This window comes from Dasania sp. GY-MA-18 (genome assembly GCF_024734385.1).
Lineage (GTDB): Bacteria > Pseudomonadota > Gammaproteobacteria > Pseudomonadales > Dasaniaceae > Dasania > Dasania phycosphaerae.
In genome coordinates this window covers 13,549-28,459 of the sequence record NZ_JANHAP010000009.1, presented here as the reverse complement: position 1 = coordinate 28,459, position 14,911 = coordinate 13,549, and the positions used below count along the sequence as shown (strand labels likewise).

At 49.5% G+C, this 14,911-nt stretch carries 17 protein-coding genes and 1 pseudogene; 3 read left to right on the top strand and 15 right to left on the bottom strand.

The genetic code is table 11. The features are described from left to right. Positions 1 to 2 precede the first annotated feature (2 nt). Together merP and NO559_RS16990 are read left to right on the top strand one after the other, a co-directional pair. Positions 3 to 287 (top strand): mercury resistance system periplasmic binding protein MerP, encoded by a 285-nt coding sequence (gene merP / locus NO559_RS11515; protein ID WP_258331984.1) that lies wholly within the window; start codon positions 3 to 5, stop codon positions 285 to 287. After that, entirely contained in the window at positions 284 to 499 is a 216-nt protein-coding gene (locus tag NO559_RS16990) for a GDCCVxC domain-containing (seleno)protein (RefSeq protein ID WP_309149069.1), read from the top strand. Before merP ends, NO559_RS16990 begins: the two co-directional genes overlap by 4 nt. Positions 500 to 672: 173 nt before the next feature. Here the strand turns inward: NO559_RS16990 and NO559_RS11510 are convergent, their stop codons facing one another. The 10 genes from NO559_RS11510 to NO559_RS11470 form a co-directional block, all read right to left on the bottom strand. Next, positions 673 to 1,221 (bottom strand): class I SAM-dependent methyltransferase, encoded by a 549-nt coding sequence (locus NO559_RS11510; RefSeq protein WP_258332160.1) that lies wholly within the window; start codon positions 1,219 to 1,221, stop codon positions 673 to 675. Between the two features lie 376 nt (positions 1,222 to 1,597). Continuing rightward, complete coding sequence (locus tag NO559_RS11505; protein WP_258331983.1) at positions 1,598 to 1,852, bottom strand: DUF5676 family membrane protein; 255 nt, start codon at positions 1,850 to 1,852, stop codon at positions 1,598 to 1,600. Between the two features lie 115 nt (positions 1,853 to 1,967). Next, positions 1,968 to 3,332: an NADP-specific glutamate dehydrogenase gene (gene gdhA / locus NO559_RS11500; protein ID WP_258331982.1), complete on the bottom strand. Its 1,365-nt coding sequence runs from the start codon at positions 3,330 to 3,332 to the stop codon at positions 1,968 to 1,970. A gap of 121 nt (positions 3,333 to 3,453) precedes the next feature. Continuing rightward, positions 3,454 to 4,470, bottom strand: a complete 1,017-nt coding sequence (hypE, locus tag NO559_RS11495; protein ID WP_258331981.1) for a hydrogenase expression/formation protein HypE — start codon at positions 4,468 to 4,470, stop codon at positions 3,454 to 3,456. Then, on the bottom strand, positions 4,467 to 6,809 hold the full coding sequence (gene hypF, locus NO559_RS11490) for a carbamoyltransferase HypF (RefSeq protein WP_258331980.1): 2,343 nt from the start codon (positions 6,807 to 6,809) through the stop codon (positions 4,467 to 4,469). The genes hypE and hypF overlap by 4 nt, the downstream gene beginning before the upstream one ends. Before the next feature lies 1 nt (position 6,810). Then, positions 6,811 to 7,935, bottom strand: a complete 1,125-nt coding sequence (hypD, locus tag NO559_RS11485; protein ID WP_258331979.1) for a hydrogenase formation protein HypD — start codon at positions 7,933 to 7,935, stop codon at positions 6,811 to 6,813. Beyond that, a complete protein-coding gene (gene hypB, locus NO559_RS11480; RefSeq protein ID WP_258331978.1) occupies positions 7,916 to 8,698 on the bottom strand; it encodes a hydrogenase nickel incorporation protein HypB in 783 nt (260 codons plus the stop codon). The genes hypD and hypB overlap by 20 nt, the downstream gene beginning before the upstream one ends. Continuing rightward, complete coding sequence (locus NO559_RS17040) at positions 8,691 to 9,080, bottom strand: hydrogenase maturation nickel metallochaperone HypA (protein WP_268905126.1); 390 nt, start codon at positions 9,078 to 9,080, stop codon at positions 8,691 to 8,693. The genes hypB and NO559_RS17040 overlap by 8 nt, the downstream gene beginning before the upstream one ends. Beyond that, positions 9,073 to 9,300, bottom strand: a complete 228-nt coding sequence (locus NO559_RS11475) for a HypC/HybG/HupF family hydrogenase formation chaperone (protein WP_258331977.1) — start codon at positions 9,298 to 9,300, stop codon at positions 9,073 to 9,075. The genes NO559_RS17040 and NO559_RS11475 overlap by 8 nt, the downstream gene beginning before the upstream one ends. A gap of 271 nt (positions 9,301 to 9,571) precedes the next feature. Continuing rightward, entirely contained in the window at positions 9,572 to 10,213 is a 642-nt protein-coding gene (locus tag NO559_RS11470) for a nickel-dependent hydrogenase large subunit (protein ID WP_258332159.1), read from the bottom strand. Positions 10,214 to 10,253: 40 nt separating this feature from the next. Here NO559_RS11470 and NO559_RS11465 point away from each other — a divergent pair, with 40 nt between their 5' ends. Then, a complete protein-coding gene (locus NO559_RS11465) occupies positions 10,254 to 11,267 on the top strand; it encodes an IS110 family transposase (protein WP_258331976.1) in 1,014 nt (337 codons plus the stop codon). Between the two features lie 228 nt (positions 11,268 to 11,495). On the opposite strand, the pseudogene NO559_RS11460 reads toward NO559_RS11465, so the two are convergent. The 5 genes and pseudogenes from NO559_RS11460 to NO559_RS11435 all read right to left on the bottom strand — a co-directional run. Beyond that, a pseudogene (locus tag NO559_RS11460) lies at positions 11,496 to 12,740 on the bottom strand (nickel-dependent hydrogenase large subunit); the annotation flags it as partial. 112 nt (positions 12,741 to 12,852) lie between these two features. After that, positions 12,853 to 13,587: a hydrogenase small subunit gene (locus NO559_RS11450; protein ID WP_258332158.1), complete on the bottom strand. Its 735-nt coding sequence runs from the start codon at positions 13,585 to 13,587 to the stop codon at positions 12,853 to 12,855. Continuing rightward, positions 13,588 to 13,845, bottom strand: a complete 258-nt coding sequence (locus NO559_RS11445; RefSeq protein ID WP_258331975.1) for a twin-arginine translocation signal domain-containing protein — start codon at positions 13,843 to 13,845, stop codon at positions 13,588 to 13,590. A gap of 9 nt (positions 13,846 to 13,854) precedes the next feature. After that, a complete protein-coding gene (locus tag NO559_RS11440; protein WP_258331974.1) occupies positions 13,855 to 14,310 on the bottom strand; it encodes a hydrogenase expression/formation protein in 456 nt (151 codons plus the stop codon). Next, positions 14,307 to 14,906 (bottom strand): HyaD/HybD family hydrogenase maturation endopeptidase, encoded by a 600-nt coding sequence (locus NO559_RS11435; protein ID WP_258331973.1) that lies wholly within the window; start codon positions 14,904 to 14,906, stop codon positions 14,307 to 14,309. The genes NO559_RS11440 and NO559_RS11435 overlap by 4 nt, the downstream gene beginning before the upstream one ends. Positions 14,907 to 14,911: the final 5 nt, after the last annotated feature.

The following is a 14,911-nucleotide window of genomic DNA, read 5'->3' as shown; positions in this document are numbered from 1 at the left end:
TTATGAACAAGATCGTGTTAGTTGTATTGATGGCTTTAAGTCTCAGTACCTGGGCAGAATCCAAGACCGTCATTCTCAATTTACCTACAATGAATTGCGCTATGTGTCCTATTACTGTCAAGAAAGCACTGAAAAACGTCAAAGGTGTCACTGATGCAGATGTAAGCTATGAAGGCAAGCAAGCCGTTGTCAACTTTGATGATGAACTGACTAGTCCAGATGCGCTGATCAACGCCACGACCAATGCCGGTTACCCATCCACCATTAAGCAGACTGACGAGTCATGAGTAAAGATATTCAGTTAGACTCAGAAATCACTTGCCCTCACTGCAGTCATAAAAAGCTGGAAACCATGCCCACCGATGCTTGCCAATGGTTTTATGAATGCAGCGAGTGCCATGCAGTACTAAAACCCAAACAGGGAGATTGTTGTGTCTACTGCTCTTACGGAACGGTACCTTGCCCGCCTATTCAAGAAAATAGGTCATGCTGCTCATAACAAAAATTTATATCTTAGTACCCGCTAATGAAATGCAAAGGCGACTGCAACAAGGGTAAATACCTCCTCTGAAGTCCATCAGTGCCCTTCGCACGATGCGAACAAGAATTGCTAATTCCTTTTACCAAGCTTCATCATGACTGACAGATAGCCTTAATTTCAATCAATTAAAATCACTCATCTTTTAAAGCTCGGTAAAGTGTTAACGTGCCAAATACTGTACTAAATTGCTTATCGATTTGAACATCATTAAAGCCAGAGTGTTGAATTATGTTCGGCAATTGGCCTTCTACATTGTCCTTCGTGTTGGCAAATCCATCCAGCCATTGAATAGGGTAAAACAGTAGCCGCATAAGGAAATTAGTCGGCTTCCCCCAGTCCGCTACATGCAATTGTCCACCAGGCTTGAGTACTCGGAAAATTTCAGCGAATGCACGGGCTTTGTCGCTATGACCTAAATGATGAAAAAACAGCGTGGAAAATACTCGATCATAGCTTGAATCAGCATAAGGCAGCTGAGTTGCCAATCCTTGATCAAACTCTATTTTAACGTTAGCACTTTCTGACTTGGCTTTGGCAATTTGAAGTATTCTTGGGTCACCATCCACACCCACCACATCAACATCTGGAAACTTTCGCTTGATGATTATGGCCAGAGTACCAGTACCCGATGCTAGATCGAGCACTGTCATATCAGCTCCTAGCTTAGCCTTATCAATCAACTCGCCTTTAACTCGTGATTCTCTGGTTGTCCATCTAACGATTGGATCATAGATCGATGTAAGCCAAGGAATTCTCAATGCTGTAACGTAATTATCTGGTAACTCATTATTCTTCAACTTAATTGACCTCCAAATAGATAGCCACTGGAATACCGTTACCTAGTATTTTCTAATAAGACAACACAACGAATACAAAGAGTCCCTTACATTGTGCTTCTTCCATTATTTCTATCGGCATTCCATGCACATGAGCAACACGAGGTAAATACTGAACAGAAGGCAACATCAGAAATAGAAAAACCGAAACCACATCATTGTATTACTATATTCGCTCAATAGTTTGTAGAGATCACTGGGGCTGTATAACGGCCATCAATCAAATGAAACGATTGTACATTGCTGCGATAAGCCAACCACCTACGCCCGCTGCAATAAACCAGCCCAACAGTCCTTGAACAAAACCCCACAGTGTTAAATGCCATTTCGTATCCATCAAGTCCATATGTAGCATGTCACCCGACATCGAAAGCATCATCGACGGAAAAACCATAACTAGAACACTACATACTATCCAAAGTATCGACGCACTTAGCGCACATGCAACACCAAATTTCATCGCTTGAATATTCATAACGCTTCCCTCATTGTTGTATTTTTTACTACTAACTATCTTGATTATTGATAATTAAATGCTCGCCAAACGGTTCGCCCTTTGGGACATCAACAACAGAATGATTAACAAAATATTATGCGATCCCATACGCAAGCATTGCCTCAGCCACTTTTACAAACCCCCCAATATTGGCACCATTAACGTAGTTAATGGTATCGCCTTCTCCCTTACCGTATTCAACACATTGTTTATGAATGTGTGCCATGATCTGCTGCAATCGTTCATCAACTTCTTCTCTAGACCACGCAAACCGTTGTGAATTTTGACTTTGCTCCAGCCCGGAAACAGCAACACCGCCCGCGTTAGCCGCTTTAGCAGGTGCAAATAGCACCTCTTTTTCTTCGAAAAACCTCACTGCTTCCAATGTACAGGGCATGTTTGCCCCTTCAGCAACGACCAGAATATGGTTGCTTACCAGTGCTTTTGCATCGTTCAAGTCCAGCTCATTTTGGGTGGCACAGGGAAATGCCATATCCCCCGGAATGACCCAGGGACGTTGGTCCGGATAATACTTGGCTGTACTGAACTGCTGCGCATATTCACTGATACGTCCCCTTTTGTTGAACTTTAACTCTCTCAACCAATGTAGTTTTTCAAGATCAATACCATCAGGGTCGTGAATAAAACCACTGGAATCTGACAGTGTGACAACCTTTACCCCCAGATGAATCAATTTTTCCGCACAAAATAAGGCGACATTACCTGAACCCGAAATGACAGCAGTCTTGTCTGAAAAAGATTGACCATGTTGATGCAAAACATGTTGCGTGAAATAGACGACGCCGTAGCCTGTCGCTTCGGCTCTGATTAAACTGCCGCCAAAGGAAAGCCCCTTTCCCGTCAATGTACCCACAAATCGGTTGTTTAGTCGCTTGTATTGGCCAAATAAATAACTTATTTCTCGTGCCCCCACACCAATATCCCCAGCGGGTATATCAGTATCTTCACCGATATGGCGAGACAGCTCAGTCATAAGTGATTGACAAAAACGCATCACTTCCCGATCACTTTTTCCTTTTGGATCGAAGTTACTTCCGCCCTTCGCACCGCCCATAGGCAAGCCTGTTAACGCATTTTTGTAGACCTGTTCAAAACCCAAAAACTTCAATACACCTTGGGATACATTGGGGTGAAAGCGCAACCCGCCTTTATAGGGACCAATTGAGTTATTAAACTGTACACGCCACGCTCGGTTGCAACAGATATGGCCTTCATCGTTTTCCCAGCACACCCTGAAAATCACAATCCTGTCAGGCTCAGTCATACGCTCCAATATATGACCGTCAGAGTATTTTTCATGATTCATCAAAAAGGGAATCACTGATTCAGTAAACTCTCTAACAGCCTGATGAAATTCATATTCAGCGGGGTTTCTTTCTACAATACCTTGGTTAAACATCTCAATTTTTTCGTTCGCGTGCGCTATTAAATTATTCATAATCAACTCTTTTAGAACTCTGAATTAGTGCTATTTCATAGAATTTACTGTGTACAAGTACTCTATTTAAGACATAAAGGTATCCGTGAAATAAACGGTTGTCGTTTTTATCATCGATTCGCTAACAGATACGGGGCAGAGGATCATCCTCCAATTCATCCAACAGCCGCTCGCCTCCGATGTGGGTGACTAAACTAACAGGGCAGTGATATTGTTCTTGGCGGGGTAACACTTCACCGATGGTCGCTGCATTTTGCCCGTGTTCGCAGACCTGCCAACGCCTGACTACTTCTTCACTCACTTCCGGGGCTACCACGGCGACAACGCGCCCTTCACAGGCCAGGTAATAGGGATCGAAACCAAGCATGTTGCAAACTGATTCAACCTGCCCACTCAAAGGTATAGCTGCTTCATTTAATCGGATGGATAAATTGGTCGCTTGTGCCATTTCGTGCATAGCCATGGCAATTCCGCCACGAGTGGGGTCACGCAGGAATTTTACGCCGTCGATGGTATCGATAGCTTCAACGAATGGATAGACAGATGCGCAGTCAGAGATGAGCTGACTGTCCAAACCAAACTCGTCTCTTGCCAGTAGCACAGCAACGCCGTGATCACCAATCGGTCCGCTGACCACAATATGATCGCCTGCAGATAGGCGCTTGATGTCAAATTGGGTATGAGTCCTTTTTAGGCCAATCCCTGCAGTGTTGATATAAATACCACCACCCTGTCCCTTAGGCACCACTTTGGTATCCCCGGTCACAATACTGACATTGGCTTTGTGGGCAGCCTCTGCCATCGCCTTTACCACCCGAATCAGACACGCCATCGAGACACCTTCCTCAATAATAAAACTGGTGCTTAGATACAAAGGAGTTGCCCCGCTGACCGATAGGTCATTTACGGTACCATGAACAGCCAAAGACCCTACATTACCCCCAGGGAATTCCAGCGGTTGTACGGTAAAGCTGTCAGTGGTCATGCAAATCGTCTGGTTAGGCAGAGACATCGTGGCCGCATCGTTTACGGTATCGAGCAAAGGGTGTTGGCCATATTGGACAAATACCTTGTCTATCAATTCACGCGTCAGACGACCACCGTTGCCGTGTGCCAATGAAATGTATTCTTCTGTCATTCTGTCATCTCCGTCGTTAAGGCATTGCACATACATGTGGATGTGGCAATGTGCTCAACGATTTGTCCAATGCTAATGGCCCCGTCGTTAACGGGTAATTCTTGGGGTAGCGTGATTTTGAACACCTGGTCTTCCGTGGTGTCCTGTATCCAGGACACTAACGTCTGGTTTTGAAAGACTCCGCCAGTAAGCCCCACGCACTCAAAGGGAAAATGGGGACCCAACAGCCCAATAACCTCACTGACTACACCTGCCATCGAAGCATGAAAAATCTCTGCCTTGTGCTTGGCGGAACACTGAGTATCCAGTAACAGGGGCAATAAAGGGGCCCAATCAATCTGCCAAAAGCTATCGTTGACAGGTACTATCGGTAGTGAGATCGTTGCAGGTTTGTCTGTAACCAATGACTCGAACATCATCGGTCCCTGCGCTTCATACGTGGTCGTGTACACCGCCAAACCGAAGGCTGCAGCGGCATCAAACAAGCGGCCGGCGGACGACGACGAATGACAGTTAATAGACTGTTGCCAGGCATGGTGCACCCATCCATCAGGATCGCAGTGTTCCAACCCCGGCCACAACACACCTTCCTGCCAGCATAACGCCGCTGCACTTCGCCATGGCGCTCGTCCTGCTTGCTCAGCGCCTTGAAGTGTAAAGGGTTTGAAGGAGACCATTCTGCGCCAGTGCCCGGGGGTACCATAAAACACTTCGCCTCCCCACAAATGACCGTCGTTACCCAGCCCAACACCATCCCAAACAAATACAACACTGGCCTCGGTCACGCCGTATTCAAATGCCCAGGCCGATGCATGAGCCTCATGATGCTGGACACGCATTACGTCCAGGCCAGAGCATTCCGCCCATCGAGTGGAGGCATAGCCGGAATGCTTATCGCAAACCACCACTTCAGCACAGACTCCATACAATCGCTGCAGATCGGTAATGGTTTCATCAAACAGCTGTTGACTGGCCACTGACGTCAAATCACCTATGTGTGGTGATACCACCAAGCGGTCATTCCAGGCGAGCGATACCGTATTTTTCTGGTGTGCACCGACGGCGAGGGTTGGCCGGTCAATGGCCACCGGCAAGGTCAATTCCAGAGGAGCGATTCCCCGCCCAATCCGTATTGGGCGCAATGCACCGGCTGACGTTTTTATTACGCTGTCATCAAGAGGCCGCACTATCGGGCGATCGTGATGCACATAATAATCGGCAATGCCACGCAGCTTTTTGTGCGCCGCTTGCTCATTGATAACGACTGGCTCACCGCTAAGATTGGCAGAGGTCGCGATAAGGGGACGGTTAACCATATCCAACACCGATCGGTGCAGTGCACTGCAAGGCAGCATAACGCCGTGGCAGGCAAGCGCTGGCGCTACATCGTCAGCAAGTAGTGATGATGCCCGTTTAGGCAACAGGACGACGGGACGGCTATCGCTGCAAAGTGTGCGCCACTCGTCGTCAGTAAACGAGACATCGGATGCCAACATCGTAGAGACAGCGTTGCCCTGTGGCTCGGGATACATCACAGCAAACGGCTTATGCAATCTGTTTTTTTTCAAACGCAATTGCCTCACGACCGTGTCATTGGTGGCATCACACAATAAATGGTAGCCACCAACACTTTTCATCGCGACAATGGCACCAGCGGTGAGTTGTTCAGCGATAAAAGACACCACCGATGTGCTTTCCACACCAAGATCATGGCCAGTATGATCCTTGACCGTTAGCTTCGGACCACAGGTCGGACAGGCAATGGGTTCAGCATGAAAACGGCGATTAGTCGGGTCACTGTATTCTGCCTCACAACGTGTACACAGGGAAAAAGCGGTCATTGACGTATTGGATCGGTCATAAGGCATCCCGGTAATAATGGAATAACGCGGACCACAATGACTACAGTTAATAAAAGGATACTGATAACGCGGATTTTCAGGCGTGTTGAACTCGCTAATACAAGCGGTGCACAGGTAGGTATCCTGAGGCACAGTAATGGGGCCATGGGATTCACTCGCGCTTCTCAACACCGCAAAGTTGTCATAATGACGAACGGGTACGTCCTGAAGCGTGTGCAGCAAGGGTGACGCATGACCTGGCGCGTTAACGACAATTTCTTGAAAAAACGTGTTCAGACAAGCACGATCACCCTCGACATGGACATAGACAGCGCCCACCCGATTTTGCACCCACCCGGTCAACCCGTAGCCAATGGCCAGACGATACACAAACGGCCGAAACCCTACCCCCTGTACGATACCCATAAAACATGCCAATTGAGCCGCACTATCAGCAGGCTGAGGGATCAGCGGTGACACGATGGTTTGCAACGTCACGTTAAACCCCTTCCGGTGTTGGCTTGGACTCATCAACACTGCGCATGCCACTACTCATCCATATCCGGCAAGCTCCCTCATCCGAGACCATACAAGGGCCAATCGGGTGCCTGGGCGTACACTCGTTGCCAAATAGCGGGCATTGATCCGGGTATAACCGTCCCAGTACCACATCAGCGCAGCGCGCCCCTGCCGGAGGAGCTAACGGGGTAAAACTGCTTTGGTCAGTGAGTTCGGAAAACCGCACACGGGCATTAACAGTGGCGAATTCAGGGCGCAGGGTAAATCCAGAGTCCTCCACGACACCAATCCCCCGCCAGTTCGCCGCTGATACCACCATCACTTCACGCAGTAATTGCTGCGCTTGGGTATTGCCCTGCGGTTTTACCACTTCGGGGTAACAATTCACTAGCTGTGCGCGATTGTCAGAGCGTTGTTGCAAGAGACATTGCAGTGCCGCAAGCACACTTTCACCATGAAAGCCGGCAATGGCTGTGGGCAGCCCATGCTGTTCGGCTACAAAAGCCCATTCGTCCGAGCCCATGATCGTGGCAACGTGCCCCGGCGCAATCAGTGCGTCGAAGGCCTGTTCGTCATTGCTCAACAGCATGGCGACCGCAGGCCAGGTTAATCGACCCGACAGCAACACGGTTAAGTTATCCGGCACACCTTCGGCCACCATCGCCGCCACCGGTGCCATGGTCGTTTCAAACCCTGCGGCAAAAAACACGACCTGTTGTGTGACGTTCGCACGTGCGATGGCCACCGCATCCAGCGGGCTTGCCACCGGTCGGACATCCGCCCCTTGGCTTCTTGCTGCTAACAATGACCGTGGCCCTTCGGTGTGTGAAAAAACGGGTACCCGCAACATATCGCCAAAACTCAGCAGGATAACCTGTTCGTTTAACGCCAGGTGGATTGCTTGCGCAATGTCCTCTTCAGGACAAATGCATACCGGGCATCCTGGTCCGGGAATCAGTTCGATATGCTTATCCAACAGACTACGCAGCCCTGCCTGGGTGATGCTCCGTTCATGCCCACCACAGACATTCATTACCCGAAAGGGGCGCTCGGGATGCATCGCATCAAGCCCTGCTATTAATGTTTCAACACTTTGGCGGCGCATCAGCGGTCTCCGAGGGTGATGGGGTGGATAGTGCAGTGAATTTCTGTGCATAGGCGCTCAACAGCCAGTCAATCCATGCTGACACCCCTCTATCCAACGGCGCCGCCAGTTCCTGCACAGGGGCTCGACCACCTACGTTTCGAAATGACTGCGTCGCCCGGTGGATTGAAAATGCCGTCGCGACGGGCAGGTAGTCCGTTTTGGTGATCAGCATCAGATCAGCGGCGCGAAACATGACCGGGTATTTTTCCGGCTTATCATCCCCTTCGGGTACCGATAACAACACCACGTTGGCATCCTGGCCCAGATCAAAACAGGCCGGGCAAATCAAATTACCGACATTTTCAATAAAGAGAATATCAATGGTATCGAGTGAGAACTTCGGCAATACGGTTTCAATCATCGCCGCATCCAGGTGGCAGGCTGTGCCAGTGGTGATTTGCTCGGCTTGAACGCCATGGCGACGAATGCGCAGGGCATCGTTTTCGGTGTCCAGGTCCCCTTCAATAACGGCGATTGTAATTTCATCGTTCAGTGTCTGGATAGTCTGTTCGATCAGCTGGGTTTTGCCGCTGCCCGGCGACGACATCAGATTCACTACCAGCACTCGGTGATGCTCGAACTGCTGCCGATTCCTGGCTGCTACGATCTCGTCAGGTTGCAGAATAGCGGTATACAACTCCGAACTCTCCGGAACCGATGCTGAAGGCGCATGATGTTTGTGTTGATGATCGTTGGCATCACAACCACAGGTGTTACACATGTTCGTTCTCCACAGAATGACCATTGTCAGACAAGGTGTTAGGGGCAAATTCAATGCGCAATAACACCAGCTCATCTCCGCTGACCAACGTTGTCTGCCATTGTTGGCAGTGTGGGCAGAGTAATCGGTTAGTCGGTACGCGGGACTCTTTTTTACACGACGGGCACGCCACAATGACTGCTGGTGTGTGAATATCCAGAACAGCCGTTTCAGCCACACTGCCAAGGCGCAATGCGTCAAAGGCTCGTTGTAGCAGTACGTCAACCACCCCGGACAGCGGGCCCACGCTGAGTACGATACGCGTTACGCGCCGGGCATGATGACGCCGGGTTATCTGTTCAACTTGCTCAAGCACACTCTGGCAAATACTGAACTCATGCATCTGCTGAAACCATATCATCCAGTAACGCCCAGGTGACTTGGGCGTCTTCCAGGGAAATACGTTCAAGCGCATACCCCACATGCACCATGACATAGTCGCCTTCTACCAACGGCGTATCTTGCAGCAAAAACAGGCTGACTGAACGATTGACACCTTTGGCAGTACACTGCGCGGTTAACCCGTCAATGTCGACGATTTGCATGGGTATGGACAAGCACATCGCATTCCCCTACGGTGTTCTTTTACGGGTTAAGTACAGACCCGTCGACACAAGTGTTGCCACAGCGAGCGCTATCAGCACTAAAGTGTGAAGCGCCGCCCCGGCATAATGAATGTGTTCGCCGACAGGGCCAACATGCGCAAACACAGCCGGCAACAGACCACTGATACCTAGTAATAGATAGAGACGACCAAGGCTTTTTTGTGCCTGTCGACGGGTCGTTATATTGTCCATTTCATTCTCCAAAGTGTTGTTTGTGGGACAGCCAAATTCATCGGATTTTGACTTTTAGTTGCTCATTGCCGTGTGCGTCCATCAGGTGAACCGCACACGCTAAACACGGATCAAAACTGTGCAAGGTACGTAAAATTTCGAGCGGCTGTGCTTGATCGACCAAGGTATGGTTATCTTGCAACGCAGCCTCATAGGCTCCCGTCTGCCCATTGGGGTCACGCGGACCCGCATTCCATGTGGTTGGCACCACACATTGGTAGTTATCGATCAGGCCGTCTTTCATCACGATCCAATGACCGAGTGCCCCCCGTGGGGCTTCCATGATGCCAATACCTTTGCCTTCCTTAGGCCAATAAGCAGGATCAAAATACCGCTCATTGAAGGTTCGGGTGTCACCCTGTTTAATGTTGGCGACCAAACGGTCATACCAGCTCTGCAGATTGTCACACAGGATTTTCGTTTCTAACGCGCGCGCCAATGTGCGGCCCAAAGTTGAAAACAGCGCGCGCTGATCCAGCTTCAGCAGGCTTAACGAGCTGTCAACCAATTCTCTGGCCTGCGCATCGCCGGTGGCATACATCATCAGTACCCGAGCCAAGGGACCCACCTCCATCGGCTTGCCCCGCCAACGGGGACTCTTTAGCCACGAATAATGACATGGACTCTCCTCTACCTTCAGCGTCTACCCTTTGAGTGTCACTCTGAAAGGAGAAGGAATCATGAAAAACGCAACAGTTCGTATAGGGTTAGATATTGCTAAAAACATTTTTGTCGCTTACGGCGTCGACCAGTATGGTAATAACTCCTTAAAGAAAAAGTTAAAGCGCCAGAGCATGCTCAGATTTTTTGCACAGTTACCTCCTGCAACAATCGGTATTGAGTCATGTGGTAGCAGTAATTATTGGGGAAGAGAATTAAGCAAACTAGGGCATAATGTACATCTAATAGCCCCAAAATACGTTAAACCTTACCTGATTAAGGAGAAGAATGATTTAAACGATGCTGCCGCAATTTGTGAAGCTATAGGCAGGCCTAATGCTAGGTTTGTTGCCATTAAAACAGAGGCCCAACAAGAAATACTCGTAGTGCATAGAGTGCGCTCAAAAAGCATCTCTACGAGAACAGCGTTAATGAATCAAATCAGAGGGCACTTAGCAGAATTTGGTTATGTATTCAGCCAGGGACGAGCGAAATGTAAAAAAGAACTGTCTGTGGTATTAGGAGAAGGACGTCTTTCCCCTCTACTAGCAGAGATCATACATGACCTCTATGCAGCGGTATTGAGAGAAGAAGATCGAATTGCACAATTTGACAAAATAATCGAGCGATGGGCGCGTTCTAATCCTGTTTCTAAAGAGTTACTGAAAATGGATGGCATTGGCGCACTAACAGCTTCGGCAGTGGTGGCTACAACTGGAGATACAAGAACGTTTAAGAATGGTAGGCAATTTTCAGCATGGCTGGGTTTGGTGCCAAGGCAATACTCATCTGGTGGAAAATCAAAGTTAGGCCGAATCACGAAGAAAGGTGATATATATCTTCGGACATTATTGGTGCATGGCGCAAGAACGGTAATGTTAATGTCTACCAAAGGAAGGGGGGCTCACACCGAATGGATAGAGAAACTCAGAAAAAACAAACCTGACAACGTTGTAGCAGTGGCTTACGCGGCAAAGCAAGCAAGAATGCTTTGGGCTATTATGGCTAAAAAAGAAAACATTTGCTGTTGTTGAAATTAAGAGGCAATCCTTGATTGCAGAGTAAGTTAGATGAAAACGGCATCGACCGTGCGTAGATAAGACCTGATAACAGTTTTGGTTGTTTGAGACCGCCTGAATAATGAGGTGTTTACGCGCAAATGTCATCTGGGTCAGTGGGTATCCACAGGGCCGAATAGATATATGCAGTCGACTTAAGTTTTTTGTCTTTTTTACTTGCAAACCGAGGAGAGTCCATAGATAACTGTTATTCACATCCAGGTGTTTGTACGGCGGCGCAGGGCCCGAATAATTGAGGTCTGTTTCGCCTGACCATGGGTGCAAGCCCTGCTGTTTGCCACCGCGGTAGTCATACCAGGAGTGAGAGACAAACTCTTGTATCTCGGCTGGATCAGTTAGATCGACGTCATACACGCGGCTTAAATCGCGGTTTAAAATCACCCCTCGGGGAAACAAAAACGATGACGGGTCGTCCATACCGTTCGACGGTAAATCCCCTACGGTAAGAAAATTCCCTAACCCCTCTCCCCGGCTACCCCACTCTTTGTAATAGCCTGCAATCGCCAGTATATCGGGCAGATATACCTGATCGACAAAGGTACGCATCGATGTGATTGCTTCTTGCAATTGTGCCAGTCGACGCGTATTGATCCCCGTATCGGCATCCAGATTGATGGGGCATGGCACGCCTCCGACCACAAAGTTGGGATGGGGGTTTTTTCCGCCAAATATGGTGTGTACTTTGACCACGTCCCGCTGCCATGACAGCGCATCGAGATAGTGCGCCAGCGCCATCAAGTTGACCTCCGGGGGTAGCTTGTAACCTGGATGCCCCCAATAGGCATTACCAAAAATTCCCAGTTGGCCAGACTCAGCAAACACCTTGAGTTTGGTTTGCATGTCGCGAAAATAGCCAGGCGATGAACGCGGATAACGACTGAGTGAGCCCGCTAACGCGGCGGTTTTTGTGGGGTCGGCTTTGAGTGCCGACAATACATCCACCCAATCCAGTGCATGCAGGTGATAAAAATGCATCACATGATCATGCACAAATTGCGTGCCGATCATCAGATTGCGGATCAACTGCGCGTTGGGCGGTATGGCCATGTCCGCAGGCGCCGCGCTTGAGGCCATCGCATGGCCACGCCCTTTGGGTGGGCCGTGTTTCATCCCACTTTTGTTCGGCCCTCGTCCCATTGCCGGGTGCGGCATAGACATTCCGTCAGGACCGGATGCGGCCATAGGTGACAGGCCTGGTGGACCATGCTTGCCGGTCGCAACCCCTAACGGCGCGTTAGATTGCCAGGCCGACCGTATCGCATGCTCAACACCGCGAATGGAGGCCATACCGTGAACCAGGGTACACACACCACAAATGCGCTGCGCAAAGGCCCATACATCGCGCGGGTCACGACCTTGTAAAATCCGTTCAATACCTCGCACCGAGGTACCTGATGAATACGCCTGTTTAATCGTATTGCCGTCCATTTCCGCCTCTATGCGCAAATGTCCCTCAATCCGCGTGATGGGATCAACCACCAGTCGATCAGTACTTTTTTGTTCACTCATCGCTCATGTTCCTGCCAGTTAATGTCAATATTCAATGATTGGGCCCACCTTTGCCTGCCCCCGGTTTGGCTTTATAACGCTCCCACGGAAAGAGTGATTGATAAAAACTGCCGTGATCCCAAAAATCCGGTTCTGAACAGCCCAGGCAAGGATGACCGGATTCTATGGGGAAACTGGTGCCCTGGTTCCATTTCACCGTGGCACAGGCGTTATAAGTTTCCGGGCCTTTACAGCCAAGCTCAAACAAACACCAACCATTTTTAGCGCCTTCGTCATCAAAGGATTTGGCAAATTTTCGCTGTTCAAAGAAAGGGCGTCGGTAACACCGGTCGTGGATAGTATCCCCAAAAAAAGCCAGCGGTCGGTTAAGAGAATCCAACGCTGGTAGCGTATTAAAGGTCAGGTAGTGGGCCAACACAGCCGTGATGGCAATTGGCAAGGGGGGGCAACCCGAGACATTGATGATCGGCTTATCAGTGATGATATTGCTGACCGAGACCGCGCCGGTTGGATTAGGGTTCGCTTTGGGAATGCCGCCAAACGAGGCACAGGTACCAATGGCAACAATAGCAGCAGCATCTTTGGCGCTTTCCACTAACATGTCAACATTGCTTTGCCCACTAATGGTGGAATACCCTTTATTCCCAAGCGGCACTGATCCATCAACTAATAGCAGGTACTGCCCTTTGTTGTCACGCATGGCATCATGGCGTGAGCGTTCGGCTTGATCGCCCGCCGCCGCCATAATGGTGTGCTGATAATCCAGCTAGATACTGTCAAAAATCAGGCTTTCCAGGGTGGGTGCGTGGGAGCGTAATATCGCCTCTGTACACCCGGTGCATTCCTGAAACGGCAACCAGATCACCGATGGACGTCTGGCGGCACTGAGTGCTGCTACCATTTGCGGCACCGCCGTTTGTGGCAGCGCGAGTAACGAAGCCGTCGTCGCACAAAATTTAACAAAGGTTCGGCGGCTAACCCCTTGTTGCGATAAACGTTCGCCCAGCGAGATTGAAGAAGACATGCAGAACTCCTAACGTTGTTCAACAGGAGGATCATCAGGTGATGATCCTCCTGTTGAGGGTAAAGGTGTGTCCAGGTCATGAGTCAAGCGCGTCAACCCGGCTTCCATATCACTGTCTTGCGCCAGCAGTATGTGTGGCGCCGTGGCGATGGTGATAAATTTTCCCATCACCTCGTCATGCTCGTTGTAGTGAGTCTCAATCCACACACCTGAATACAGTGTTTCTTGCAAGACGGTTGGCCCCAATGCACTTATTTCTGCTCTTACCTCGCCTGTCCCTAAAAAGGTCTCAAGCTTTTCTTCGTCGTCTGCACTAAGGGGAATGCGCCGCAGGTCGATGATTGTAGGTTTTTTTTCATCGACTAACGTATCAAGTGCGTGGCGAATTTCGTGCAGTAGGGGCAACACATTACCTGTGGTTTTCTGTTGTTCTGTAGTGAAAATAATGTCTGTATCCAGAGTCACTGTTCTACTCCTGAAAAGTGGCAAGATGGATGTAGAGTATCTTCTACTTCAACACCCCAATGCCGTAAGGTATCTGCGATAGCGGCAAAAACCGTAGGCAGGTTTTGCGTGACCGGTTCACTCAGCGTGTCCCCCCAGGTCATGATGCTCGGCTGAATCCCGATCAGGGTCCAGTGCCGGGGACGCTGATACAAAATGCGCGCCGTATTCAGCACATCACGCACGCTGATTTGATGGACGGTTTGGGAGGACGCCAACGCAAAATGCGCTTCCACCTGGTGATCGGTAAACTGCGCGACTGTGCCAGCGGGTGCATCCAGTTGAGCCGCGTCGATTAATAACACGGCGTCTGCCGTCGCTACCCACTCCAGTAATTCATAACTCAGCGTGCCCGCATCAATACACGTGATCCGCTGGTCGTGCTCCAGTTGCTCGGTCAAACTTCGCACCACATGCACGCCCACCCCTTCGTCACTGAGCAACAGATTACCCACACCAATGATGGTGATTATGCCGTTATACTGCATTGCTTCTTGCGAACCGCTCTCCTTTTTCTGGGTTTGACCAGTCGGTTTTTCGTTAGCTGTCATCTCCATTCAGG

What these genes read in the sequence shown, in the direction of transcription:
- merP (WP_258331984.1), top strand. Translation starts at nt 3, where the DNA reads ATGAACAAGATCGTGTTAGTTGTATTGATGGCTTTAAGTCTCAGTACC.
- NO559_RS16990 (WP_309149069.1), top strand. Translation starts at nt 284, where the DNA reads ATGAGTAAAGATATTCAGTTAGACTCAGAAATCACTTGCCCTCACTGC.
- NO559_RS11505 (WP_258331983.1), bottom strand. Translation starts at nt 1,852, where the DNA reads ATGAATATTCAAGCGATGAAATTTGGTGTTGCATGTGCGCTAAGTGCG.
- gdhA (WP_258331982.1), bottom strand. Translation starts at nt 3,332, where the DNA reads ATGAATAATTTAATAGCGCACGCGAACGAAAAAATTGAGATGTTTAAC.
- hypE (WP_258331981.1), bottom strand. Translation starts at nt 4,470, where the DNA reads ATGACAGAAGAATACATTTCATTGGCACACGGCAACGGTGGTCGTCTG.
- hypD (WP_258331979.1), bottom strand. Translation starts at nt 7,935, where the DNA reads ATGCGCCGCCAAAGTGTTGAAACATTAATAGCAGGGCTTGATGCGATG.
- hypB (WP_258331978.1), bottom strand. Translation starts at nt 8,698, where the DNA reads ATGTGTAACACCTGTGGTTGTGATGCCAACGATCATCAACACAAACAT.
- NO559_RS17040 (WP_268905126.1), bottom strand. Translation starts at nt 9,080, where the DNA reads ATGCATGAGTTCAGTATTTGCCAGAGTGTGCTTGAGCAAGTTGAACAG.
- NO559_RS11475 (WP_258331977.1), bottom strand. Translation starts at nt 9,300, where the DNA reads ATGTGCTTGTCCATACCCATGCAAATCGTCGACATTGACGGGTTAACC.
- NO559_RS11465 (WP_258331976.1), top strand. Translation starts at nt 10,254, where the DNA reads ATGAAAAACGCAACAGTTCGTATAGGGTTAGATATTGCTAAAAACATT.
- NO559_RS11445 (WP_258331975.1), bottom strand. Translation starts at nt 13,845, where the DNA reads ATGTCTTCTTCAATCTCGCTGGGCGAACGTTTATCGCAACAAGGGGTT.
- NO559_RS11435 (WP_258331973.1), bottom strand. Translation starts at nt 14,906, where the DNA reads ATGGAGATGACAGCTAACGAAAAACCGACTGGTCAAACCCAGAAAAAG.